The organism is Sphingomonas sp. CL5.1 (genome assembly GCF_013344685.1).
Taxonomy (GTDB): domain Bacteria; phylum Pseudomonadota; class Alphaproteobacteria; order Sphingomonadales; family Sphingomonadaceae; genus Sphingomonas.
Genome location: NZ_CP050137.1, coordinates 810,001 through 827,788 on the forward strand (window position 1 = coordinate 810,001; position 17,788 = coordinate 827,788).

Here is a 17,788-nt window from a genome sequence, read left to right on the forward strand (position 1 = left end):
GCAACGGTGCGACCGGCGCGGTGATCCTGTCCGCCGCCTTCCTGATCGCGGTGCGCTGGGGGCCTGTCGGGCTGGGCTGGGCGTGGATCTGCGCCTATCCGCTCTATCTTGGCTTCACCTGCCGACGGTCGCTGCCGGTGATCGGCACGAACCTGACGCGTGTCGCGGGAGCGATCGCGCCGCCGCTGGCGGCCGCCTCGGCGATGGCGGTGGTGGTGCTGCTGGTCGATGCGGAGTTACCCCGGCTCGCACCGGCACCGCATCTGGCTGCGCTGGTCGCGGTGGGGGCGGCGGTATATGGCGGCGCGCTGTTCGCCTTCGCGCGCGGGACGATCGAGGAGCTGGTGGCGTTGGTCCGGCGGTGAGGAGCGAACCCTCGCCGCGTGCCGCCGGACGCGGCAAAGCGGCGCCCTCTGGCGCGCTTTGTTGCGCCGGTCGCGCTTGGCTGCGTGCGAATTAGCTTCGCCAATTCGTCTCGCATGTTGCGCGATGGTGGGCGGTGACGGGCTCGAACCGCCGACCCTCTCGGTGTAAACGAGATGCTCTACCAACTGAGCTAACCGCCCTCGCCCGCCGCCGATGGCAGAGCAAGCGCCGCATCGCAAGCCTCAGACGAGCGGCAGCCCCATCGCGCGGGCCGTGCCGACATAAGCGCGCATCCCGTCCAGCGCGTCGCGCGTCAGCCCCATGAAGGCGCGGCGGCGGTCGAACGGGTCCGGGCGACGCTCGAACAGACCTGCGTCGCTCATCCGCGCGATCCAGCGCAGCGCGGTGGTCGGCGGCACGGCGGCGGCGATGCACAGGCTGGAAACCGAAACCTCCGCCCGCTCCAGATGCGCGGCGAACAGATCGAGCATCATATCCCACGCCGGGTCCTCGAACAGCCCCTTGCCGAACTGGCGATCGCGTAGCCGCCGCGCGCGGATGACCTGCCGGATCTCGCTGGCCTCGACCGCGATCGGCTCCTCGGGCCGCGCCGCGAAGACCGGCCGCACATCGGCGACCGACGATTCGGACGCGAAGGGCCGCGGCGCTTCCTGCGGCCGGCTGAGCCGCGCAAGCACGTCCGCGATCCGCGCCACCTCGGCATTGAGCCGCGCCAGCCGCGCCGCCTCGCTCTCGGCGATGCGATCGTGGAGCGGGGCGCCGTGGATCGCGCGCCATACCGAAACCGCCGCTGCCCATTCGGCCGGCTCCGGATCGCACATCAGCTCGACATGCCGCCCGACCAGCCCGGCGGCGGCGATGTCGATCTGCGCGGGCGAAACGCCGGCGATGATCGCCAGCTCGCGCCCGGCGGCAAGCCCATCGATGCGATAGAGCGTCGAGGCCAGCCGCTCGTCATCCACCTCGCGCGCGTCGAGCAGCAGCAGCGGCGCGGCGGCGGTCGCCTCAAGATGATCGAGCGCCTCGCCCCAGCCGACGCTCGCCATCACGCGGCCGCCGGTCGCGATCACCGCGTCGCGCAACGGATCGTCGCGGGTATAGCCCGGTGTCGCGACGATCAACGCGTCGAATCCCGCCGTCGCCCCCGCCGGCTCCATCATATCGTGAAACATCCCCGTTTCTCCCGATCATGCAATGATCGGCAGCAAATTACGCAAACCACCGAATTGGCGCAGCCTATCCGCCTCCACTTTGAATGCACCGCCCGGTGCAGGCGGCCATTATATCCGAAACGGAGGTATCGGCGGTACGTCAGTCAAGGGACTTGACGATTTCCTCGACCATCTTCTTGGCGTCGGCGAGAAGCATCATCGTGTTGTCCATGTAGAAGACGTCGTTGTCGACGCCAGCATAGCCGACGCCGCCCATCGATCGCTTCACGAACAGCACTGTCTTGGCCTTCTCCACGTCGAGCACCGGCATGCCGTAGATCGGCGAGGTCTTGTCGGTCTTGGCGGCCGGGTTGGTCACGTCGTTGGCGCCGATCACGAAGGCCACGTCGGTCTGCGCGAACTCGGAGTTGATGTCCTCCAACTCGAACACCTCGTCATAAGGCACGTTCGCCTCGGCGAGCAGCACGTTCATATGGCCGGGCATGCGCCCCGCGACCGGGTGGATGGCGTATTTCACGCGGACGCCATGTTCCTTGAGCTTGTCCGCCATCTCGCGCAGCGCATGCTGCGCCTGCGCCACCGCCATGCCGTAGCCGGGGACGATGATGACCTGCTCAGCTTGCGACATCAGGAACGCGGCATCCTCAGCCGATCCGCGCTTCCATGGACGATCGACCTTGGCCGCGCCGCCGCCCGACGCTGCCTCCGCGCCGAACCCGCCGGCGATCACGCTGATGAAGCTGCGGTTCATCGCCCGGCACATGATGTAGCTGAGGATCGCGCCCGACGAGCCGACCAAAGCGCCGGTGATGATCATCGCGGTATTGTGCAGCGTGAAGCCCATCGCCGCCGCCGCCCAGCCAGAGTAGCTGTTGAGCATCGACACCACGACCGGCATGTCCGCGCCGCCGATCGGGATGATGAGCAGGAAGCCGATCGCGAAGCTCAGCACCGTCACGGTCCAGAACACCCACGGCGCCTGATCCTGCGTGAAATAGGCGATCAGGATGAGGATGCCGACGAGCGTGCCGAGGTTGAGCACATGGCGAGCGGGCAGCAGGATCGGCGCGCCGCCCATGTTGCCGTTCAGCTTGGCGAAGGCGATGACCGAGCCGGAGAAGGTGATCGCGCCGATCGCGACGCCGAGACCCATCTCGATCCGGCTGACGGTGAGGATCTGCCCCGCCGCATCGACGATGCCGAACGCGGCCGGGTTAAGATAGGCGGCGCACGCGACCAGCACCGCCGCGAGGCCGACAAGACTGTGGAACGCCGCGACGAGTTGCGGCATCGCCGTCATCGCGATCCTGCGCGCGGTGGTGATGCCGATCGCCGCGCCGATGCCGATCGCGACGAGGATCAGGCCCGCCGTGCCCCAGTCGATATCGAGGCCGTGCCCGACCGCATCATAGGATGCCTCGGCGAGACGCGGCGCGTGCGTTACCAGCGTCGTCACCACCGCTACGCCCATGCCGATCATGCCGAAGCGGTTGCCGCGCTGGCTCGACGTCGGGCTGGACAGCCCGCGCAGCGCGAGGATGAAGCACACGCCGGCAATCAGATAGGCCAATGCCGCCCAGGGATTCACCGCGACGTGTTCCATCCTACCCCCTAAATTCAGTCACCATGCGCGCCGTGCGCCCAACGCCGGACGATGCCGATGCGACGATCACTTCTGCGCGGCCGCCGGCCGCTCCTTCTTCTTGTACATCGCCAGCATCCGCTGGGTGACGGCGAAGCCGCCGAAGATGTTCACGCTGGCCAGCATCACCGCGACCAGCCCGAGCCATTTCGAGCTGGCGCTGCCCGACGCCGCCGAGGCGATCAGCGCGCCGACGATGATGACGGAGGAGATCGCATTGGTCACCGCCATCAGCGGCGTGTGGAGGGCGGGCGTGACCGACCAGACGACATAATAGCCGACGAAGCACGCCAGCACGAAGATCGACAGGATCGCGATGAAATCCATTTGCTCAGCCCCCCACCTTGCGCTCGGCCTTCGCGACGATATCCGCCGCGCACCGCGCCAGTTGCGCCTCGCGGCAGGTGCCGCTCATCGAGGCAAGCCGGCGCGACGACAGGTTGCTCCCCGGCTCGACCAGATCGACCATGTAGCCGAAGCGGTCGCCCTTCGGCGTGACGTTGCCGAGGATCACCAGCGACAGGCCGGTCTTGTCGTCCCCGCCCGCCGCGCGCAGCTTCCTCGCGTTGCCGAGGCTCTCGATCAGCGCATCCGACAATCGCTGCGTCAGCGCGTCGTCGCCGGTGGCGCGCACGTCGACCGGCCGGCGCTCAGCCGGCTGCGACGCGGCGGCCGCGAGCAGCATCAGAAACGCGCCGATCACCCGAGCAGCCTTTCGTTGACCACCTTGCCGTCCTTGGTCAGCCGTATAGCGTCGCCGATCTCGGCATCCAGCACCGGGCGGCCCGCTTCCTTGTCCCAGAAGGCGGAGAGGAAATTATAGAGGTTGCGCGCGAACAGCGCCGAGGCGTCCGCCGCCAGCCGCGAGGGCACGTTACGATGCCCGACGATCTTCACGCCGTGCCGCTCGACCACCTCGCCGGCGACCGCGCCCTCGACATTGCCGCCCTGCTCCACCGCGAGATCGACGATCACGCTGCCGGGCCGCATCGTCGCGACCTGCGCGTCGGTGATGAGGCGCGGCGCGGCGCGGCCGGGGATCAGCGCGGTGGTGATGACGATGTCCTGTTTCGCGATATGCCCGGACACCAGTTCGGCCTGCGCCTTCTGATATTCGGGCGACATCTCGGTGGCATAGCCGCCCGAGCCTTCGCCCTCGATGCCCGCGACATTCTCGACGAAGATCGGCTTGGCGCCGAGCGACTGGATCTGCTCCTTCGTGGCGGAACGCACGTCGGTCGCCGACACCTGCGCGCCGAGCCGCCGCGCGGTGGCGATCGCCTGCAAGCCGGCGACGCCCACGCCCATCACGAACACCTTGGCGGCGGTGACGGTGCCCGCCGCCGTCATCATCATCGGGAAGGCGCGGCCATATTCGGCCGCCGCGTCCAGCACCGCCTTGTAGCCCGACAGGTTCGACTGCGACGACAATATGTCCATCGACTGCGCGCGGGTGATACGCGGCATGAACTCCATCGCCAGCGCCTCGATCCCCGCCGCCGCATAGGCATCAACCCGCGCGCGCTCCCCGAACGGGTTCAGCCCGGCGGCAAGCCACACGCCCGGCTTCACGCCGGCCAGCGTCGCCGGATCAGGCCCCTGCACGCCGAGCAATATGTCCGCATCCGCGATCACGCCCGCGCGGTCGCCGAGCGTCGCGCCTGCTTCGGCATAGCCCTGGTCGGCGATATCGGCGGTGGCCCCTGCCCCGCGCTCGACGGCGACATCCGCCCCCAGCGCGACGAACTTCTTCACCGTTTCGGGCGTTGCGGCGACACGCCGTTCGCCGCCCGCGGTTTCCTTCAGGACGGCGATCTTCATGGGATCAGTGGATCAGCCAGATGACCAGCGCGGCAAGAAGCCCCACGCCGATCGTTCCCCACTTGAGCAGGTTCATAACCCCTTGGTAGGTCGAAACATGCGCCTTTATGTCGGAGTTGTCGGCCACCGGGTCCTCCCGCTTTCCCTGATTCGCCTCGTTCCTTATCGACGCTTGCCGCCGGCCTCAAGCCCGTCCGCCACGCAACGGCGGTGCTTAAGCCGGCTTTTACCGATAGCGGCGTATCTGCCGAATCCGTCCCTGCCGTATCGGAATGGAACGAAAGAATGACGCGTAACGGGCAACGGCTACTGATGTTGATCGACGACGAACCGGGCCAGCGCCGGCTGGTGGCGGCGCTCGCGGCGCGTGGTGGCTGGCGCACCCTGTTCGCCGACGACGCGGAAATGGCAATCGCCACGCTCGGCACGCAGGACGGGATGCGGCTCGATGCGATCGTACTCGATCATCACGGCGAGGACGACGCCACGGCCATGCTGCTCGGCGAGTTGCGCGCGCGCCGCCCGGCGCTGCCGGTGCTGGTGACGGCGGCCAACGGCTCCGTCGCGCACGCAGTGAACGCGATGCGCGCGGGGGCGACCGATTTCCTGGTCCGGCCGATCGCGCCCGAACGGCTGCTCGCCGCGCTCGAGGCCGCCGTCGCCGGCACCGAGGCGGGCGAGTTGCGCCCGCTGACCGAGAAGATCCCGGCGATGCTGGGCTTCGACGAGATCGTCGGTTCCGCCCCCGATTTCCGCGCCGCGCTGGCGATCGCGGCCAAGGCGGCGCGCGCGCGCGTCGCGGTGTTGATCGAGGGCGAGGGCGGCGTCGGCAAGGAAGTGGTGGCGGAGGCTATCCACGCCGCTTCGCCGCGCGGCCGCAAGCCGATGATCACGCTGAATTGCGGCGGGATTCCCGCCAACCTCGTCGAAAGCGAACTGTTCGGGCACGAGCCGGGCGCGTTCACCGGCGCGTTCGATCGCAAGATCGGCAAGCTGGTCGATGCCGACGGCGGCACGATCTTCCTCGACGATATCGGCCAGATGCCGGCGGACGCGCAGGTGAAGCTGCTACACCTGCTGCAATCGGGCGAGGTGCAGCCGATCGGCGCGCGCCATGCCCGCGAGGTGGACGTGCGCGTGATCGCCGCGACCGACAGGAACCTGGGCGAGGAAGTGGAACAGGGCCGCTTCCGCGAGGACCTTTACTACCGGCTCAACGCCGTGCAGGTGACGATCCCGCCGTTGCGCGACCGCACCGGCGACATCCCCGCGCTGGCCCGCCACCTGCTCGCCCGCATCGCCCGCCAGCCGGGGCTGCGGCAGCTCGGCATCACCGACGACGCGCTCGCGCTGCTGGTCGAATATGACTGGCCGGGCAATGTCCGCCAGCTCCAGAACGCGCTGTTCCGCGCCGCCGTATTGTGCGAGGGCGACGCGCTGACGCGCGGCGACTTCCCGCAGATCGCCGCGCTCGCCGCCCGCCGCGACACCGCGCCGAGCACGCAGCGGATGGCGACCTCGGGCGGCGTCACCCTGTTCCGCGCCGACGGCCACCTGCGCGCGCTGGAGGAGATCGAGGCGGACGTGATCCGCCTCGCCATCGGCCATTATCGCGGGCGCATGACCGAAGTCGCCCGGCGGCTCGGCATCGGCCGCTCGACGCTCTATCGCAAGCTGGTCGAGCTGGGGATCGACAACGCCGCCTGAGCCGCGGCGCGTCAACCGATCCGGTCGATCCAGCGCGGCAGGTCCGCCAGGCGCTCCAGCACCGCGAACCGCGCGCGATCCTCGGGCGGGGCGGCTGCCTCGTGCGTCCAGCCGCCGGGCTGCGGGATGAACGCCGCCCAGGCGCCGGCGGCGAGCGCGGGCAGCACGTCGGAGCGCATCGAATCGCCCGCCATCACGCATCGGTCGGGCCGCGCGCCATGCCGGGCGAACAGGCGGCGAAAGGTTTCCGGTGTCTTGTCGCTGACGATCTCGATCGCGGAGAAGCGGCTGCCCAGCCCGGAGGCGGCAAGCTTCATCTCCTGATGCAGCAGGTCGCCCTTCGTCACCAGCACCAGCCGCCCGCGCGTCTCCAGCTCCGCCAGCGTGTCCTCGATCCCGTCGAACAGCTCGACCGGGTGGGCGAGCAGGGTCCGTCCCGCCGCCAGTATCCCGCGCACCGCCGACAGCGGCAGCGCGTCACCGCCCAGTTCCAGCGCCGCCTCGATCATCGACAGCGTGAAGCTCTTGGCGCCATAGCCATAGAGCGCGAGGTTGCGCAGCTCGACCGCCGCCATCGTCTCGCGCGCGATCCCCGCCTCGGCGAAGGGCGCGAGCATCGCCACCAGCGCCTCCTCGGCGGCGGCGAAGAAGCGCATATTGTGCCACAGGGTATCGTCGGCATCGAGGCAGATCAGGTCGACAGGCATGACGCGCGCGCTAAACGATCCGCGCTCAGCCGACGAGCGCGCGATCCCTGAGGCCGCGCCATACGCGCAAGGCCTGCACCGTCTCCGCGACGTCATGGACGCGCAGGAGCTGGACGCCGGCATCCGCGCCCTTCATCGCCAGCGCGATCGAGCCACCGAGCCGCTCGCCCACCGGCGCCTCGTTCGACAGCGCCCCGATCATCCGCTTGCGGCTCGCCCCCAGCATGATCGGGCAGCCGAGGCCGTGGAACAGCGCCAGATTGTTGACCAGCGCGAGGTTGTCGGCGAGCGACTTGCCGAAGCCGATGCCGGGATCGACGATGATCCGCGCCCGATCGACGCCCCCGGCGACCACCGCCGCGACGCGCGCCTCCAGCCAGTCGAACACCTCGCCGACCACGTCGGCATAGCCCGATCCGCCGTGCGGCCCAGCTTGCGGATCGGGCGAGTGCATCAGGATCACCGGGCAGCCCGCGCGCGCGACGATGCCGAGCGAGCGCTCGTCCCACAGCAGCGCCGACACGTCGTTGACGATTTGTGCGCCGGCCGCGAGCGCCGCTTCCATCACCAGCGCCTTGCGCGTGTCGATCGAGACCAGCGCGCCGGCCGCCGCCAGCCGCCCCGCCACCGGCGCCACGCGCTTCGCCTCATCGCCTTCCCATATCAAAGGCGCGCCGGGGCGGGTCGATTCGCCGCCGAGGTCGACCAGCGCCGCGCCAGCCGCGAGCATGTCCACGCCGGCTCCCGCCGCGCCCGCCGGGTCGTCGACATGCGCGCCGCCGTCGGAGAAGCTGTCCGGCGTCACGTTGAGGATGCCGGCCACCAGCGGCTGGTCGAAGCGCAGCACGCGCTCGCCGAGCGTCAGCGGCGGTCGCGGCGCGGTGATGCGCTGGTGGAGCAGCATGGCGCGCTCGCCGCAGCCGGCGATCTCCGCCACCGGCACGATGCGCCGGCCAGCGCCCTCGCGCAGCTCATAGGCCGCGAACCACAGCATCCCGCCCGCCAGCCGCGCGACGCTGCCGTCCGGCAGGCCGACCGGCGTATCGACGAAGTGAATCGGGCGGAGGTGCAACGCGCCGATCAGATCTGCGTCGCGAGCAGGTAGGTCTGCCGCAGCGCGTCTATCGGCTTCAGCGCGCCTTCCGCCTCGTAATGCCAGAAGGTCCAGCCGTTGCACGCCGGCGCGCCCTGCAAGGTCGCGCCGAGCTTGTGGATCGAGCCGATCGCGCCGCAATCGCTGGAAAGGCTGCCGTCGGCGCGCACCGCCGCGCGGAAGCGGCGCTTCGCGTCGGTGACGACGCTCCCCGCCGGCAGCAGGCCGTTCTCGACCAGCACGCCGAACGCCACCTTCGGCTGCTGCTTGGGCGACTGCATCGTGGAGAGCGCGGATTCGTCGAGCGGCAGCGCGTCGGTGATGCGCTCGATCGCAGCGGCGCAATAGCCCGGCTCGCGCTCGATCCCGATCCAGCGCCGCCCGAGCCGCTTCGCCACCGCGCCGGTGGTGCCGGTGCCGAAGAACGGATCGAGCACCACGTCGCCCGGCTGGGTGCAGGCGAGCAGGATGCGATAGAGCAAGGCCTCCGGCTTCTGCGTCGGGTGGACCTTCTGCCCGTCCTTCTTCAGCCGCTCCTGCCCGCCGCAGATCGGGAACTCCCAGTCGGAGCGCATCTGAAGCTCGTCGTTGAGCGTCTTCATGCTGCGGTAGTTGAAGGTGTATTTCGCCTTCTCGCCCTTCGACGCCCAGATCAGCGTCTCGTGCGCGTTGGTGAAGCGGGTGCCGCGGAAGTTCGGCATCGGGTTGGCCTTGCGCCACACGATGTCGTTGAGGATCCAGTAGCCGAGGTCCTGCACCGCCGTGCCGACGCGGAAGATATTGTGATAGCTGCCGATCACCCAGATCGTGCCGTTGTCCTTCAGGATGCGGTGCGCCTCCGCCAGCCACGCGCGGGTGAAGGCGTCATAGGCGGCGAAGGTGTCGAACTTGTCCCAATCGTCGGTCACGGCGTCGACATGACTGCCGTCCGGCCGGAACAGCTCGCCGCCGAGCTGGAGGTTGTAGGGCGGATCGGCGAAGATCATGTCCACCGACTTCGCCGGCAGCGATTTCATCGTCGCGATGCAATCCCCCATGAGGATCTGGTCGAGCGGCAGCGCGACCTCGTCGGCGCGCCCGCGCTTCGCCGCAACCTTTTCGATGACCCCCATGCAATCCCCCGTCGTGAAGCGCCAGAAGCGCGAAGCAGGTGGAATCCGTCAAGCGATCAATGGTTAACGCATAGCGTTACGAAATCGTTAACAGAGCGGAACATTTCGTGGCCGCCGGCAGATGTTGAGTCCGGGGAGTCCCGCTTGACTCAACATCTCGCGGTGTCACTCGAAAGACTCACCGGCGGCCGCGACGACGATTTTTTCTCCTTTTCGCCTCCGCGACCGGAAAATGCGCCGGGCGATTCGGGAAAGGCCCGCCGAATCACGAACGAATCACAGCGGCAGTTCGGCCTGCGCGACCGGCGCGAAGCTGCGGCGATGGAGCGGCGACGGCCCGTGCTCGCGCAGCGCGCGCTGGTGCGCCGGGCTGCCATAGCCCTTGTTCGAGGCCCAGCCGTAATGCGGCCAGGTCTCGTGGTGGCGCAACATGATCGTGTCGCGGGTATGCTTGGCGACGATCGAGGCGGCGGCGATCGACAGCGACAGGGCGTCGCCCCCGACCAGCGCGGTCGCGGCATAGCCCCAGCGCGGCAGGCGGTTGCCGTCGACCAGCACATGGCCCGGCTCGCGCCCGAGCAGCGCCGCCACCTGATCCACCGCGATCGTCATCGCCTTCATCGTCGCCCAATAGATGTTGAGCGTGTCGATCTCGTCGGCCTCGACCACGCCGACGCCGACGATCGCGCAACCGGTGATCCGCGCGCAGAGCCGCTCGCGCTCGGCGGCGGGTAGCTTCTTCGAATCGTCGATGCCGCGCGGCACGCCCCTCGCCGGCAACACCACGGCGGCGGCCACCACCGGCCCGGCGAGCGGCCCGCGCCCCGCCTCGTCCACGCCGGCGACGGGCGGCAGGCAGAGTCGTTCGTGCTTCAATCCGGGCATGGCAGACGCCATGGCGGGAAACGCCGGTTCTCGCCAGCGTGATAGAGACAGAGCGCATTGCCGGCGGGATCGGCCAGCCGCGCCTCGCGCCAGCCCCACGGACGGTCGAGCGGATCGGCCACCGCGATGCCGCGCGCACGGGCGGCGGCGACGGCCGCGTCGAGGTCCGCCACCTCGATGAACACCAGCGGCCGCCCGCCGATCTCCGCCGCCGCCTCGATCGACAGGGTGACGCCGCCGGCGCTCTCGAACCGGGCGTAGCGGCCGTCGCTGTCGACGATCGGGGTCAGCCCCAACGCGCGATAGAAAGCGAAGCTGGCGGCATGATCGGTCGCCGGCAGCGTGATCTGGTTGGGGGTCGCGCCACCGGGATCGACATCGAGCCGCACGCGATGATGCCCCATCGGCCCGTGCCCCGCGCCGAAGCCGGGCGCCTCGCGCAGCGCGATCCGCACGAACAGCCGCGCGCGATCGATCGCTTCCGCCAGCGGCAGCCCGCGCCCCAGCCCGGCGGCGATCGCGCTGGCCAGCGTGCAGCCGGTGCCGTGGGTGTGCGGCGTGTCGATCCGCTCGCCTTCCCACACGCGCCGCGCGCCGGACGGCTCGATCAGCGTGTCGGCGATCGTGTCGCCCTCGGCATGGCCACCCTTGAGCAGCACCGCCGCGCCATGCGCGCGAATCGCCTCCACGCCGCCCAGCGCCGCCGCCTCGGGCAGGTTCGGCGTGACCAGCGTCGCGATCCGCATCAGCCGCGCGAACGCCGCGATCGTCGCCGCGTCCGCCAGCACCGAGCCGGAGGTCGCCACCATCACCGGATCGAACACCACCGGCACGCCGGGCAGCTCTTCCAGCACGCCGGCCACCGCCTCGGCCGTCTCCGCCGCGCCGATCATGCCGATCTTGACCGAATCGACGCCGAGATCGTCGATCACCGAGCGCATCTGCGCCACCACCATCGCCGGCGGCACGGCATGGATCGCCTGCACCCCCAATGTGTTCTGCGCGGTGATTGCGGCGATCGCGGTCATCGAATGGCCGCCGAGCATCGTCACCGTGCGGATATCGGCCTGGATGCCCGCGCCCCCGCCCGAATCGGAGCCGGCGACGATCAGCACACGCGGGACCATCGCGCTCATCCCTTGAAGCGGCGCCGGGTGTCCGCGGGGAATTTCTTCAGCGCCGCGCCGACCCGCGCCGGCCGGTCGAGCAATTCGCCGCCGCAGTTCGGGCAACGCTCGTCGAGTTGCTCCACGCAATCGGCGCAGAAGGTGCATTCGAACGAGCAGATGAAGGCGCCGCCCTCATCCGCTGGCAAATCGACGCCGCAGCGTTCGCAATCGGGGCGCATCTCAAGCATGAAGCTGGCATAGAGCGACGAGGAAAGGGGAGACAAGTATGCGCATGATCGCTTTGGCGCTCGCGCTGGCGGCCGCATCGGGTGCGCATGGGGAGACGCGCTATGTCCACGCCGGGCGGCTGATCGACACCGAGCATGGCAAGGTGCTGACCGACCAGCGCATCGACATCGCCGACGATCGCGTGACGGCGGTCGGCCCGTGGTCGCCGCCGCCGGCCGGCGCGCGCGTGATCGACTGGTCGGCGCTGACCGTGCTGCCCGGCCTGATCGATTGCCACACCCATGTCTCGGACGGCTATGCGGACAGCAGCGATCCGGCGGAGGCGCTGCACCATTCCGCCGCCGCGACGATCCTGAAGGGCGCGCGCCGCGCCCGCGAGACGCTGGAGGCTGGCTTCACCACCGTCCGCGACGTCGGCGTGTTCCGCGGCCTTTCGGACGTGGCATTGCGCGACGCGATCGCGGCGGGCGACGTGACCGGCCCGCGCATGGTGGTGGCCGGGGCCTATATCACCATCCCCAACGGCGGCGGCGCGGTGACGGGCGCCGCGCCCGACGTGCCGGTGCCGCCGGACATGCGGCTCGGCTATGTCCGCACCGCCGACGATGCGCGCAACGCGGTGGACATGCTGTTCAGCCGTGGCGCGGACTTCATCAAGATGATCGCCACCGGCGCGGTGCTGGCGGTCGGCTCGACCCCCGGCGCGCTGGAGCTGACGCCGGAGGAGATGCAGGCCGCCTGCGACGCGGCAAAGCGCCATGGCAGCTATTGCATCGCCCATGCCCATGGTGCGGAGGGCATCAAGGCCGCGATCCGCGCCGGCGCGCGCTCGATCGAGCATGCCAGCCTGATCGACGACGAGGGCCTGCGCATGGCGAAAGAGGCGGGCGTGTGGCTCGACATGGACATCTACGATGGCGACTGGATCGACGCGGAGGGGACGAAGAACGGCTGGCCCGCCGAATATCTCCAGAAGAACCGCGATACCACCGAGGCGCAGCGGCAGGGCTTCGCCAAGGCGGTGAAGATGGGCGTGAAGCTCTCCTTCGGCACCGATGCGGGCGTCTATCCCCACGGCCTCAACGCGCGGCAGTTCGCCTATATGGTGCGCTACGGCATGACGCCGATGCAGGCGATCCAGTCCGCCACCGTGGTATCGGCGGCGCTGCTACGCAGGAGCGCGGACGTCGGCGCGCTGTCGCCGGGCCATTATGCGGACATGGTCGCGGTGGCCGGCGATCCGCTCACGGACGTGCGCGTGCTGGAGAAGGTGACGCATGTGATGAAGGGGGGCGAGGTGGTGCGGTGAAACCGCCCTTCAGAATCTCCCCCGCTTGCCCTGCACGATCGCGACGGCCCCGACCAGAAGGCAACTCGCGATGATGAAATTCTGGCTGTCGAGCAGATCCCATCGATCGGCGACCAGAAGGCTCGGCGCATCGGCCAAACCGTGCAGGCCGATGCAGATCAACAGGTTGCCGGTAGCGCAATAGAGCAGGGCCAGCGCCACGCCCGCGATGAACAGGCCGGTCAACGCGGAAGCGTCCAGTCCGGGAATTGCCGGCAGGTGCATGGCGGCGAACGCGGCCTGCGACAGGATGACGGCGAGGATCAGCGAAACCGATCGGCCCGCCCCGATCCTGCCGAGCCTCAATGCGATCTGGCGCATCAGCACGCCGCGAAACAGCATCTCCTCCAGCAAGGCGGTGCCCAAGGTGGTGCCGAGCCACTGCCCCACAACCCCCAAAGGCCTGGCGGACCAGGCCGGATCGATCCGCAAACTCCCCGCCTTCATCGCCGCAAGCGCCTCGAGCAGATTGACGCCGATCCAGATCGCCGCCGTGAAGGCGATGGCCGGGCCGATGCGGCCGACAAGCCCGAGATCGCGCAGCCGCTGCTTCCCGAATACGGCCAATATCCCGATGGCCGCCGCGCTGATCGTCAGATTGGCGACCAGCGTCGGCGCGACCAGCCCGCCGGTCGCCTTGCGCACGATCCCCAGCGCGCCCGACGGGAACACCAGACGGACGAACACGAGTTGCAGGGCGACGAACACCACGGCCACGAGCGCCATCAGCGCCCATGAAACCGGCTTCGGCATCGCCAGCCGATTCAGCATCGCCCCGCCTCTACGCCGCCGCCTTCACCGCCTCGCACACCCGGTCCACCACCGCTTCGACGTGCGCGCGATCGTCGCCCTCGGCCATCACGCGGATCACCGGCTCGGTGCCCGAGGCGCGGATCACGAGGCGGCCTCGCCCCTCCAGCTCCGCTTCCGCCGCCGCGATCGCAGCCTTCACCGCCGCCGTGTCGAGCGGCTTCGCGCCGCGTTCGAAGCGGACGTTCTTGAGCAATTGCGGCAGCGGATCGAAGCGATGGAGCACCTCGCTCGCGAGCGCGCCGGCGCGCTGCACCTCGGCGAGGATCTGGAGCGCAGCCACCAGCCCGTCGCCGGTGGTGCCGTAATCCGACAGGATGATATGCCCGGACTGCTCGCCGCCGACGTTGTAGCCGCGCGCGCGCATCGTCTCCAGCACGTAGCGGTCGCCGACGCCGGTGCGCACCAGCCCCAGCCCCTGCGCGGAGAGATGCCGTTCCAGCCCGAGATTCGACATCACCGTCGCCACCAGTCCGCCACCGGCGAGCCGCCCGGCGCGGGCGAAACCGGTGGCGATCGTCGCCATGAGCTGATCGCCGTCGACCACCGCGCCCTTCTCGTCGACCACGATCAGCCGGTCGGCATCGCCGTCGAGCGCGATGCCGATCGCCGCCCCGCTCGCCACCACGGTCTCGGACAAGGTCTGCGGCGCGGTCGAGCCGACGCCATCGTTGATGTTGCGCCCGTTCGGCGTCACGCCGATCGCGACGATCTCCGCCCCCAGCTCCCACAGGGCGGCGGGCGCGACCTGATAGGCGGCGCCGTTGGCGCAATCTACCACCACCTTCATCCCGTCGAGGCGAAGGTCGTCGGGGAAGGTGGACTTGGCGAAGTGGATGTAGCGGCCCTGCGCGTCGTCGATCCGCCGCGCGCGGCCGATCTGCGCGGCGGGCGCGAGCGGCACCGCGCCCTGGTCCACGCCGTCGATCAGCGCCTCGATCTCGGCTTCCGCCTCGTCGGATAATTTGTAGCCGTCCGGGCCGAACAGCTTGATCCCGTTGTCGGCGAAGGGATTGTGGCTGGCGGAGATCATCACGCCCAGATCGGCGCGCATCGACTGCGTCAGCATCGCCACCGCCGGGGTGGGCATCGGCCCGGTCATCACCACGTCCATGCCGACGCTGGTGAAGCCCGCGACCAGCGCGGATTCGAGCATGTAGCCGGACAATCGCGTATCCTTGCCGATCAGCACGCGATGGCGATGGTCGCCGCGCTGGAAATAGGTGCCGGCCGCCATGCCGACCTTCATCGCCATCGCCGCCGTCATCGGCGCGAGGTTGGTGAGGCCGCGAATCCCGTCGGTGCCGAAATATTTTCTTGCCATCGCCTGCGTCCGGTTCCCCTATCGGCTCCCTGCCAGGGGCTGATAGCGTCGCGCGGCGAAAAGGGCGAGCCAGAAGGAACTCAAGGATCAGAATGTCCCCATCCACCCGCATCCTGCTCGCGCTGATCGCTGGCATCGTCGCCGGCATCCTGATCGCCGGCTTCGCGCCGCAAGCGGTCGATCCGGTCACGTCCGTCGCCGGGCCGATCGGACAGGCGTGGCTCAACGGCCTGCAGATGACGATCGTGCCCCTCGTCTTCTCGCTGCTCGTCACCGGCGTCGCGGCGACGGCGGAGGCGGCGCAGGCGGGAAAGCTCGCGGGGCGGGCGGTCGGCCTTTACCTGATCGTCATGGCGGCGTCGGCGATCGCGGCCGCCTTCCTGACGCCGCTGTTCCTGCAACTCGCGCCGCTGCCGGTGGAGTCCGCCGCCGCGCTGCGCCGCGCGCTGGCGGGGGCGGAGACGGTGCAGCCGGTGCCCCCGGTGGGCGACTTCATCGCCGGCATCATCCCGGCCAATGCGCTGAAGGCGTCGGCGGACAGCAATTTCCTGTCGATGATCGTCTTCGCGCTGGTGTTCGCCTTCGCGCTGATGCGGATCGACGCGGGGCTGCGCGATCTCGTCACCCGCCTGTTCTCGGGCATCCGCGACGCGATGCTGGTGGTGATCGGCTGGGTGCTGTGGATCGGGCCGCTCGGCGTGTTCGCGCTGGCGCTGGTGGTCGGCGCGAAGGCGGGAGGAGGCGCGTTCCACGCGCTGGTCCATTATATCCTCACCGTCTCGGCGGTGGGGCTGGTGGTGTCGCTGGTCGCCTATCCGCTCGCGGTGATCGGCGGGCGGGTAGGCCTCGCCCATTACGTTCGCGCCGGGCTGTCGACGCAGGCGGTGGCGATCTCGACGCAATCCTCTCTCGCCTCGCTGCCGGCGATGCTGGCCAGTTCGCGCGCGATGGGGGTGCCGGTGGCGACCGCCGGCGTCACGCTGCCGCTCGCCGTCGCGATCCTGCGCGCAACCGGGCCGGCGATGAACTTCGCGGTGGCGATCTATGTCGCGACCTGGTTCGGCGTGCCGCTCCACGCCGCGACGCTGGCGGCGGGCGCGCTGGTGGCGATGCTCACCTCGCTCGGCTCGGTCAGCCTGCCGGGCACGGTGAGCTTCATCGGCGCGATCTCCCCGGTCTGCGCGACGCTCGGGGCGCCCGTCGCGCCGCTCGGGCTGCTCGTCGCGGTGGAGACGATGCCGGACATTGTGCGCACGCTCGGCAACGTCATGTGGGATCTCGCCACCACCGTCACGCTGGCGCGCGGCCAGCGCGTCGTGGAGGATGAGGCGGATACGATCGTGGAAGGGATCGAGGCATGAAATACCGCAATCTGGGGGACGGGCTGAAGGTTTCCGCGATCGGCATCGGCTGCATGCCGATGGCGAGCAAGTCGGGCGGCCGCCTCAACTACGGCCATGCCGACGACGCCGAGAGCATCGCCACCATCCACCGCGCGATCGATCTGGGCGTCACCTTCTTCGACACCGCCGAAGTCTATGGCCCGCTGACCAACGAGGAGCTGCTCGGCAAGGCGATCCGGGGCAAGCGCGACGGGCTGGTGATCGCCACCAAGTTCGGGCTGATGGGGCCAAAGGGCGATTTCGCGGTCGATTCGCATCCCGCCAACATTCGCCGCGCGTGCGAGGGGTCGCTGAAGCGGCTTGGGGTCGATACGATCGATCTTTTCTATCAGCACCGCGTCGATCCGAACGTGCCGATCGGGGAAGTGATCGAGACGATGGCGGCGCTGAAGCGCGAGGGGAAGATCCGCCATATCGGCCTGTCGGAAGCCGGCGCCGGCACGATCCGCGCCGCCGCCGCGGTCCATCCGATCGCCGCGCTGCAAAGCGAATATTCGCTGTGGGAACGCGATATCGAGGCGGAGATCCTGCCCGTCTGCCGCGAGCTGGGCATCGGGCTGGTGCCGTACAGCCCGCTCGGGCGCGGCTTCCTGACCGGGCAGATCAGCTCGCGCGCCGATCTGGAGGAAGGCGACTATCGCCTCAACGACCCGCGCTATTCGGAGGAGAATTTCGCCGCCAACATGAAGATCGTCGCGGTGGCGAGGGAGATCGCGGCGGCGCATGGCGCCAGCCCCGCGCAGGTCGCGCTGGCATGGCTGCTGGCGCAGGGGCCGGACGTGGCGCCGATCCCCGGATCGAAGCGCCGCGCGACGATGGAGGATTCGGTCGCGGCGGCGGAGCTGGCGCTGACCGCCGACGACCTTGCCCGGCTGGAGGCGGTCGCCCCGCGCGGCGGCACCGCCGGCCCGCGCTATGGCGAGCGTGCGATGGCGATGACGCGGATTTGAGCATCCGGACGGTAGATGTTATTGACAGCAGTGTGAGCAGCGCTTATTGACATTGTTGTCAGTAAGGAG

At 69.4% G+C, this 17,788-nt stretch carries 19 protein-coding genes and 1 tRNA gene (1 of these 20 cut by a window edge); 5 read left to right on the plus strand and 15 right to left on the minus strand.

All coding sequences use genetic code 11. The features are described from left to right. Positions 1–365: the end of a lipopolysaccharide biosynthesis protein gene (locus F9288_RS04060; protein WP_174835424.1), read on the plus strand. It extends 1,102 nt beyond the left edge of the window; 365 of the gene's 1,467 nt are visible here — the last part of the coding sequence; its start codon lies beyond the left edge, outside the window; its stop codon occupies positions 363–365. Positions 366–490: 125 nt separating this feature from the next. On the opposite strand, the gene F9288_RS04065 is transcribed toward F9288_RS04060, so the two are convergent. The 7 genes from F9288_RS04065 to F9288_RS04095 all read right to left on the minus strand — a co-directional run bounded on the left by F9288_RS04065 (position 491) and on the right by F9288_RS04095 (position 5,149). After that, positions 491–566: transfer RNA gene (locus F9288_RS04065), tRNA-Val, on the minus strand. Between the two features lie 42 nt (positions 567–608). Next, complete coding sequence (locus tag F9288_RS04070) at positions 609–1,559, minus strand: hypothetical protein (RefSeq protein WP_174835426.1); 951 nt, start codon at positions 1,557–1,559, stop codon at positions 609–611. Positions 1,560–1,698: 139 nt separating this feature from the next. Further along, positions 1,699–3,162, minus strand: a complete 1,464-nt coding sequence (locus tag F9288_RS04075; RefSeq protein WP_174835428.1) for an NAD(P)(+) transhydrogenase (Re/Si-specific) subunit beta — start codon at positions 3,160–3,162, stop codon at positions 1,699–1,701. Between the two features lie 66 nt (positions 3,163–3,228). Continuing rightward, a complete protein-coding gene (locus F9288_RS04080) occupies positions 3,229–3,528 on the minus strand; it encodes an NAD(P) transhydrogenase subunit alpha (RefSeq protein WP_174835430.1) in 300 nt (99 codons plus the stop codon). 4 nt (positions 3,529–3,532) lie between these two features. Further along, positions 3,533–3,904 (minus strand): hypothetical protein, encoded by a 372-nt coding sequence (locus tag F9288_RS04085; RefSeq protein ID WP_174835432.1) that lies wholly within the window; start codon positions 3,902–3,904, stop codon positions 3,533–3,535. Further along, positions 3,901–5,022 (minus strand): NAD(P) transhydrogenase subunit alpha, encoded by a 1,122-nt coding sequence (locus F9288_RS04090; RefSeq protein ID WP_174835434.1) that lies wholly within the window; start codon positions 5,020–5,022, stop codon positions 3,901–3,903. Before F9288_RS04090 ends, F9288_RS04085 begins: the two co-directional genes overlap by 4 nt. Positions 5,023–5,026: 4 nt before the next feature. Continuing rightward, positions 5,027–5,149 (minus strand): aa3-type cytochrome c oxidase subunit IV, encoded by a 123-nt coding sequence (locus F9288_RS04095; RefSeq protein ID WP_174835435.1) that lies wholly within the window; start codon positions 5,147–5,149, stop codon positions 5,027–5,029. Between the two features lie 158 nt (positions 5,150–5,307). Between F9288_RS04095 and F9288_RS04100 the strand changes: the two genes are divergently transcribed. Then, a complete protein-coding gene (locus F9288_RS04100; RefSeq protein ID WP_174835437.1) occupies positions 5,308–6,729 on the plus strand; it encodes a sigma-54 dependent transcriptional regulator in 1,422 nt (473 codons plus the stop codon). A gap of 11 nt (positions 6,730–6,740) precedes the next feature. Here the strand turns inward: F9288_RS04100 and F9288_RS04105 are convergent, their stop codons facing one another. The 6 genes from F9288_RS04105 to F9288_RS04130 form a co-directional block, all read right to left on the minus strand. Then, positions 6,741–7,436, minus strand: coding sequence for an HAD family hydrolase (locus F9288_RS04105; protein ID WP_174835439.1), 696 nt, complete (start codon positions 7,434–7,436; stop codon positions 6,741–6,743). A gap of 25 nt (positions 7,437–7,461) precedes the next feature. After that, positions 7,462–8,508 (minus strand): dihydropteroate synthase, encoded by a 1,047-nt coding sequence (gene folP, locus F9288_RS04110; protein WP_254621071.1) that lies wholly within the window; start codon positions 8,506–8,508, stop codon positions 7,462–7,464. 8 nt (positions 8,509–8,516) lie between these two features. Next, positions 8,517–9,641, minus strand: a complete 1,125-nt coding sequence (locus F9288_RS04115) for a site-specific DNA-methyltransferase (protein ID WP_174835441.1) — start codon at positions 9,639–9,641, stop codon at positions 8,517–8,519. A 276-nt stretch (positions 9,642–9,917) separates the two neighbouring features. Then, complete coding sequence (locus tag F9288_RS04120) at positions 9,918–10,526, minus strand: ribonuclease HII (RefSeq protein ID WP_174835442.1); 609 nt, start codon at positions 10,524–10,526, stop codon at positions 9,918–9,920. Beyond that, positions 10,514–11,653, minus strand: coding sequence for a bifunctional hydroxymethylpyrimidine kinase/phosphomethylpyrimidine kinase (gene thiD / locus F9288_RS04125; RefSeq protein ID WP_174835444.1), 1,140 nt, complete (start codon positions 11,651–11,653; stop codon positions 10,514–10,516). The genes F9288_RS04120 and thiD overlap by 13 nt, the downstream gene beginning before the upstream one ends. A gap of 5 nt (positions 11,654–11,658) precedes the next feature. Next, positions 11,659–11,883, minus strand: a complete 225-nt coding sequence (locus F9288_RS04130) for a DUF1272 domain-containing protein (protein WP_174838853.1) — start codon at positions 11,881–11,883, stop codon at positions 11,659–11,661. 38 nt (positions 11,884–11,921) lie between these two features. On the opposite strand from F9288_RS04130, the gene F9288_RS04135 reads away from it, so the two are divergent. Further along, positions 11,922–13,193, plus strand: coding sequence for an amidohydrolase family protein (locus F9288_RS04135; RefSeq protein ID WP_174835445.1), 1,272 nt, complete (start codon positions 11,922–11,924; stop codon positions 13,191–13,193). 9 nt (positions 13,194–13,202) lie between these two features. Here the strand turns inward: F9288_RS04135 and F9288_RS04140 are convergent, their stop codons facing one another. Further along, positions 13,203–14,003 (minus strand): CPBP family intramembrane glutamic endopeptidase, encoded by an 801-nt coding sequence (locus F9288_RS04140; RefSeq protein WP_174835447.1) that lies wholly within the window; start codon positions 14,001–14,003, stop codon positions 13,203–13,205. Between the two features lie 10 nt (positions 14,004–14,013). Continuing rightward, positions 14,014–15,366, minus strand: a complete 1,353-nt coding sequence (gene glmM, locus F9288_RS04145; protein WP_174835449.1) for a phosphoglucosamine mutase — start codon at positions 15,364–15,366, stop codon at positions 14,014–14,016. 92 nt (positions 15,367–15,458) lie between these two features. Between glmM and F9288_RS04150 the strand changes: the two genes are divergently transcribed. After that, positions 15,459–16,727, plus strand: a complete 1,269-nt coding sequence (locus F9288_RS04150; RefSeq protein WP_174835451.1) for a dicarboxylate/amino acid:cation symporter — start codon at positions 15,459–15,461, stop codon at positions 16,725–16,727. Further along, positions 16,724–17,719: an aldo/keto reductase gene (locus tag F9288_RS04155; RefSeq protein ID WP_174835452.1), complete on the plus strand. Its 996-nt coding sequence runs from the start codon at positions 16,724–16,726 to the stop codon at positions 17,717–17,719. The genes F9288_RS04150 and F9288_RS04155 overlap by 4 nt, the downstream gene beginning before the upstream one ends. Positions 17,720–17,788: the final 69 nt, after the last annotated feature.

Bases quoted from the DNA above. Each gene is read 5' to 3' on its own strand.
- F9288_RS04155 (WP_174835452.1), top strand. From the start codon at position 16,724: ATGAAATACCGCAATCTGGGGGACGGGCTGAAGGTTTCCGCGATCGGC.
- F9288_RS04135 (WP_174835445.1), top strand. From the start codon at position 11,922: ATGCGCATGATCGCTTTGGCGCTCGCGCTGGCGGCCGCATCGGGTGCG.
- F9288_RS04090 (WP_174835434.1), bottom strand. From the start codon at position 5,022: ATGAAGATCGCCGTCCTGAAGGAAACCGCGGGCGGCGAACGGCGTGTC.
- F9288_RS04080 (WP_174835430.1), bottom strand. From the start codon at position 3,528: ATGGATTTCATCGCGATCCTGTCGATCTTCGTGCTGGCGTGCTTCGTC.
- F9288_RS04150 (WP_174835451.1), top strand. From the start codon at position 15,459: ATGTCCCCATCCACCCGCATCCTGCTCGCGCTGATCGCTGGCATCGTC.
- F9288_RS04100 (WP_174835437.1), top strand. From the start codon at position 5,308: ATGACGCGTAACGGGCAACGGCTACTGATGTTGATCGACGACGAACCG.
- F9288_RS04105 (WP_174835439.1), bottom strand. From the start codon at position 7,436: ATGCCTGTCGACCTGATCTGCCTCGATGCCGACGATACCCTGTGGCAC.
- F9288_RS04140 (WP_174835447.1), bottom strand. From the start codon at position 14,003: ATGCTGAATCGGCTGGCGATGCCGAAGCCGGTTTCATGGGCGCTGATG.
- glmM (WP_174835449.1), bottom strand. From the start codon at position 15,366: ATGGCAAGAAAATATTTCGGCACCGACGGGATTCGCGGCCTCACCAAC.
- F9288_RS04075 (WP_174835428.1), bottom strand. From the start codon at position 3,162: ATGGAACACGTCGCGGTGAATCCCTGGGCGGCATTGGCCTATCTGATT.
- F9288_RS04130 (WP_174838853.1), bottom strand. From the start codon at position 11,883: ATGCTTGAGATGCGCCCCGATTGCGAACGCTGCGGCGTCGATTTGCCA.
- thiD (WP_174835444.1), bottom strand. From the start codon at position 11,653: ATGGTCCCGCGTGTGCTGATCGTCGCCGGCTCCGATTCGGGCGGGGGC.
- F9288_RS04120 (WP_174835442.1), bottom strand. From the start codon at position 10,526: ATGCCCGGATTGAAGCACGAACGACTCTGCCTGCCGCCCGTCGCCGGC.
- F9288_RS04070 (WP_174835426.1), bottom strand. From the start codon at position 1,559: ATGTTTCACGATATGATGGAGCCGGCGGGGGCGACGGCGGGATTCGAC.
- F9288_RS04115 (WP_174835441.1), bottom strand. From the start codon at position 9,641: ATGGGGGTCATCGAAAAGGTTGCGGCGAAGCGCGGGCGCGCCGACGAG.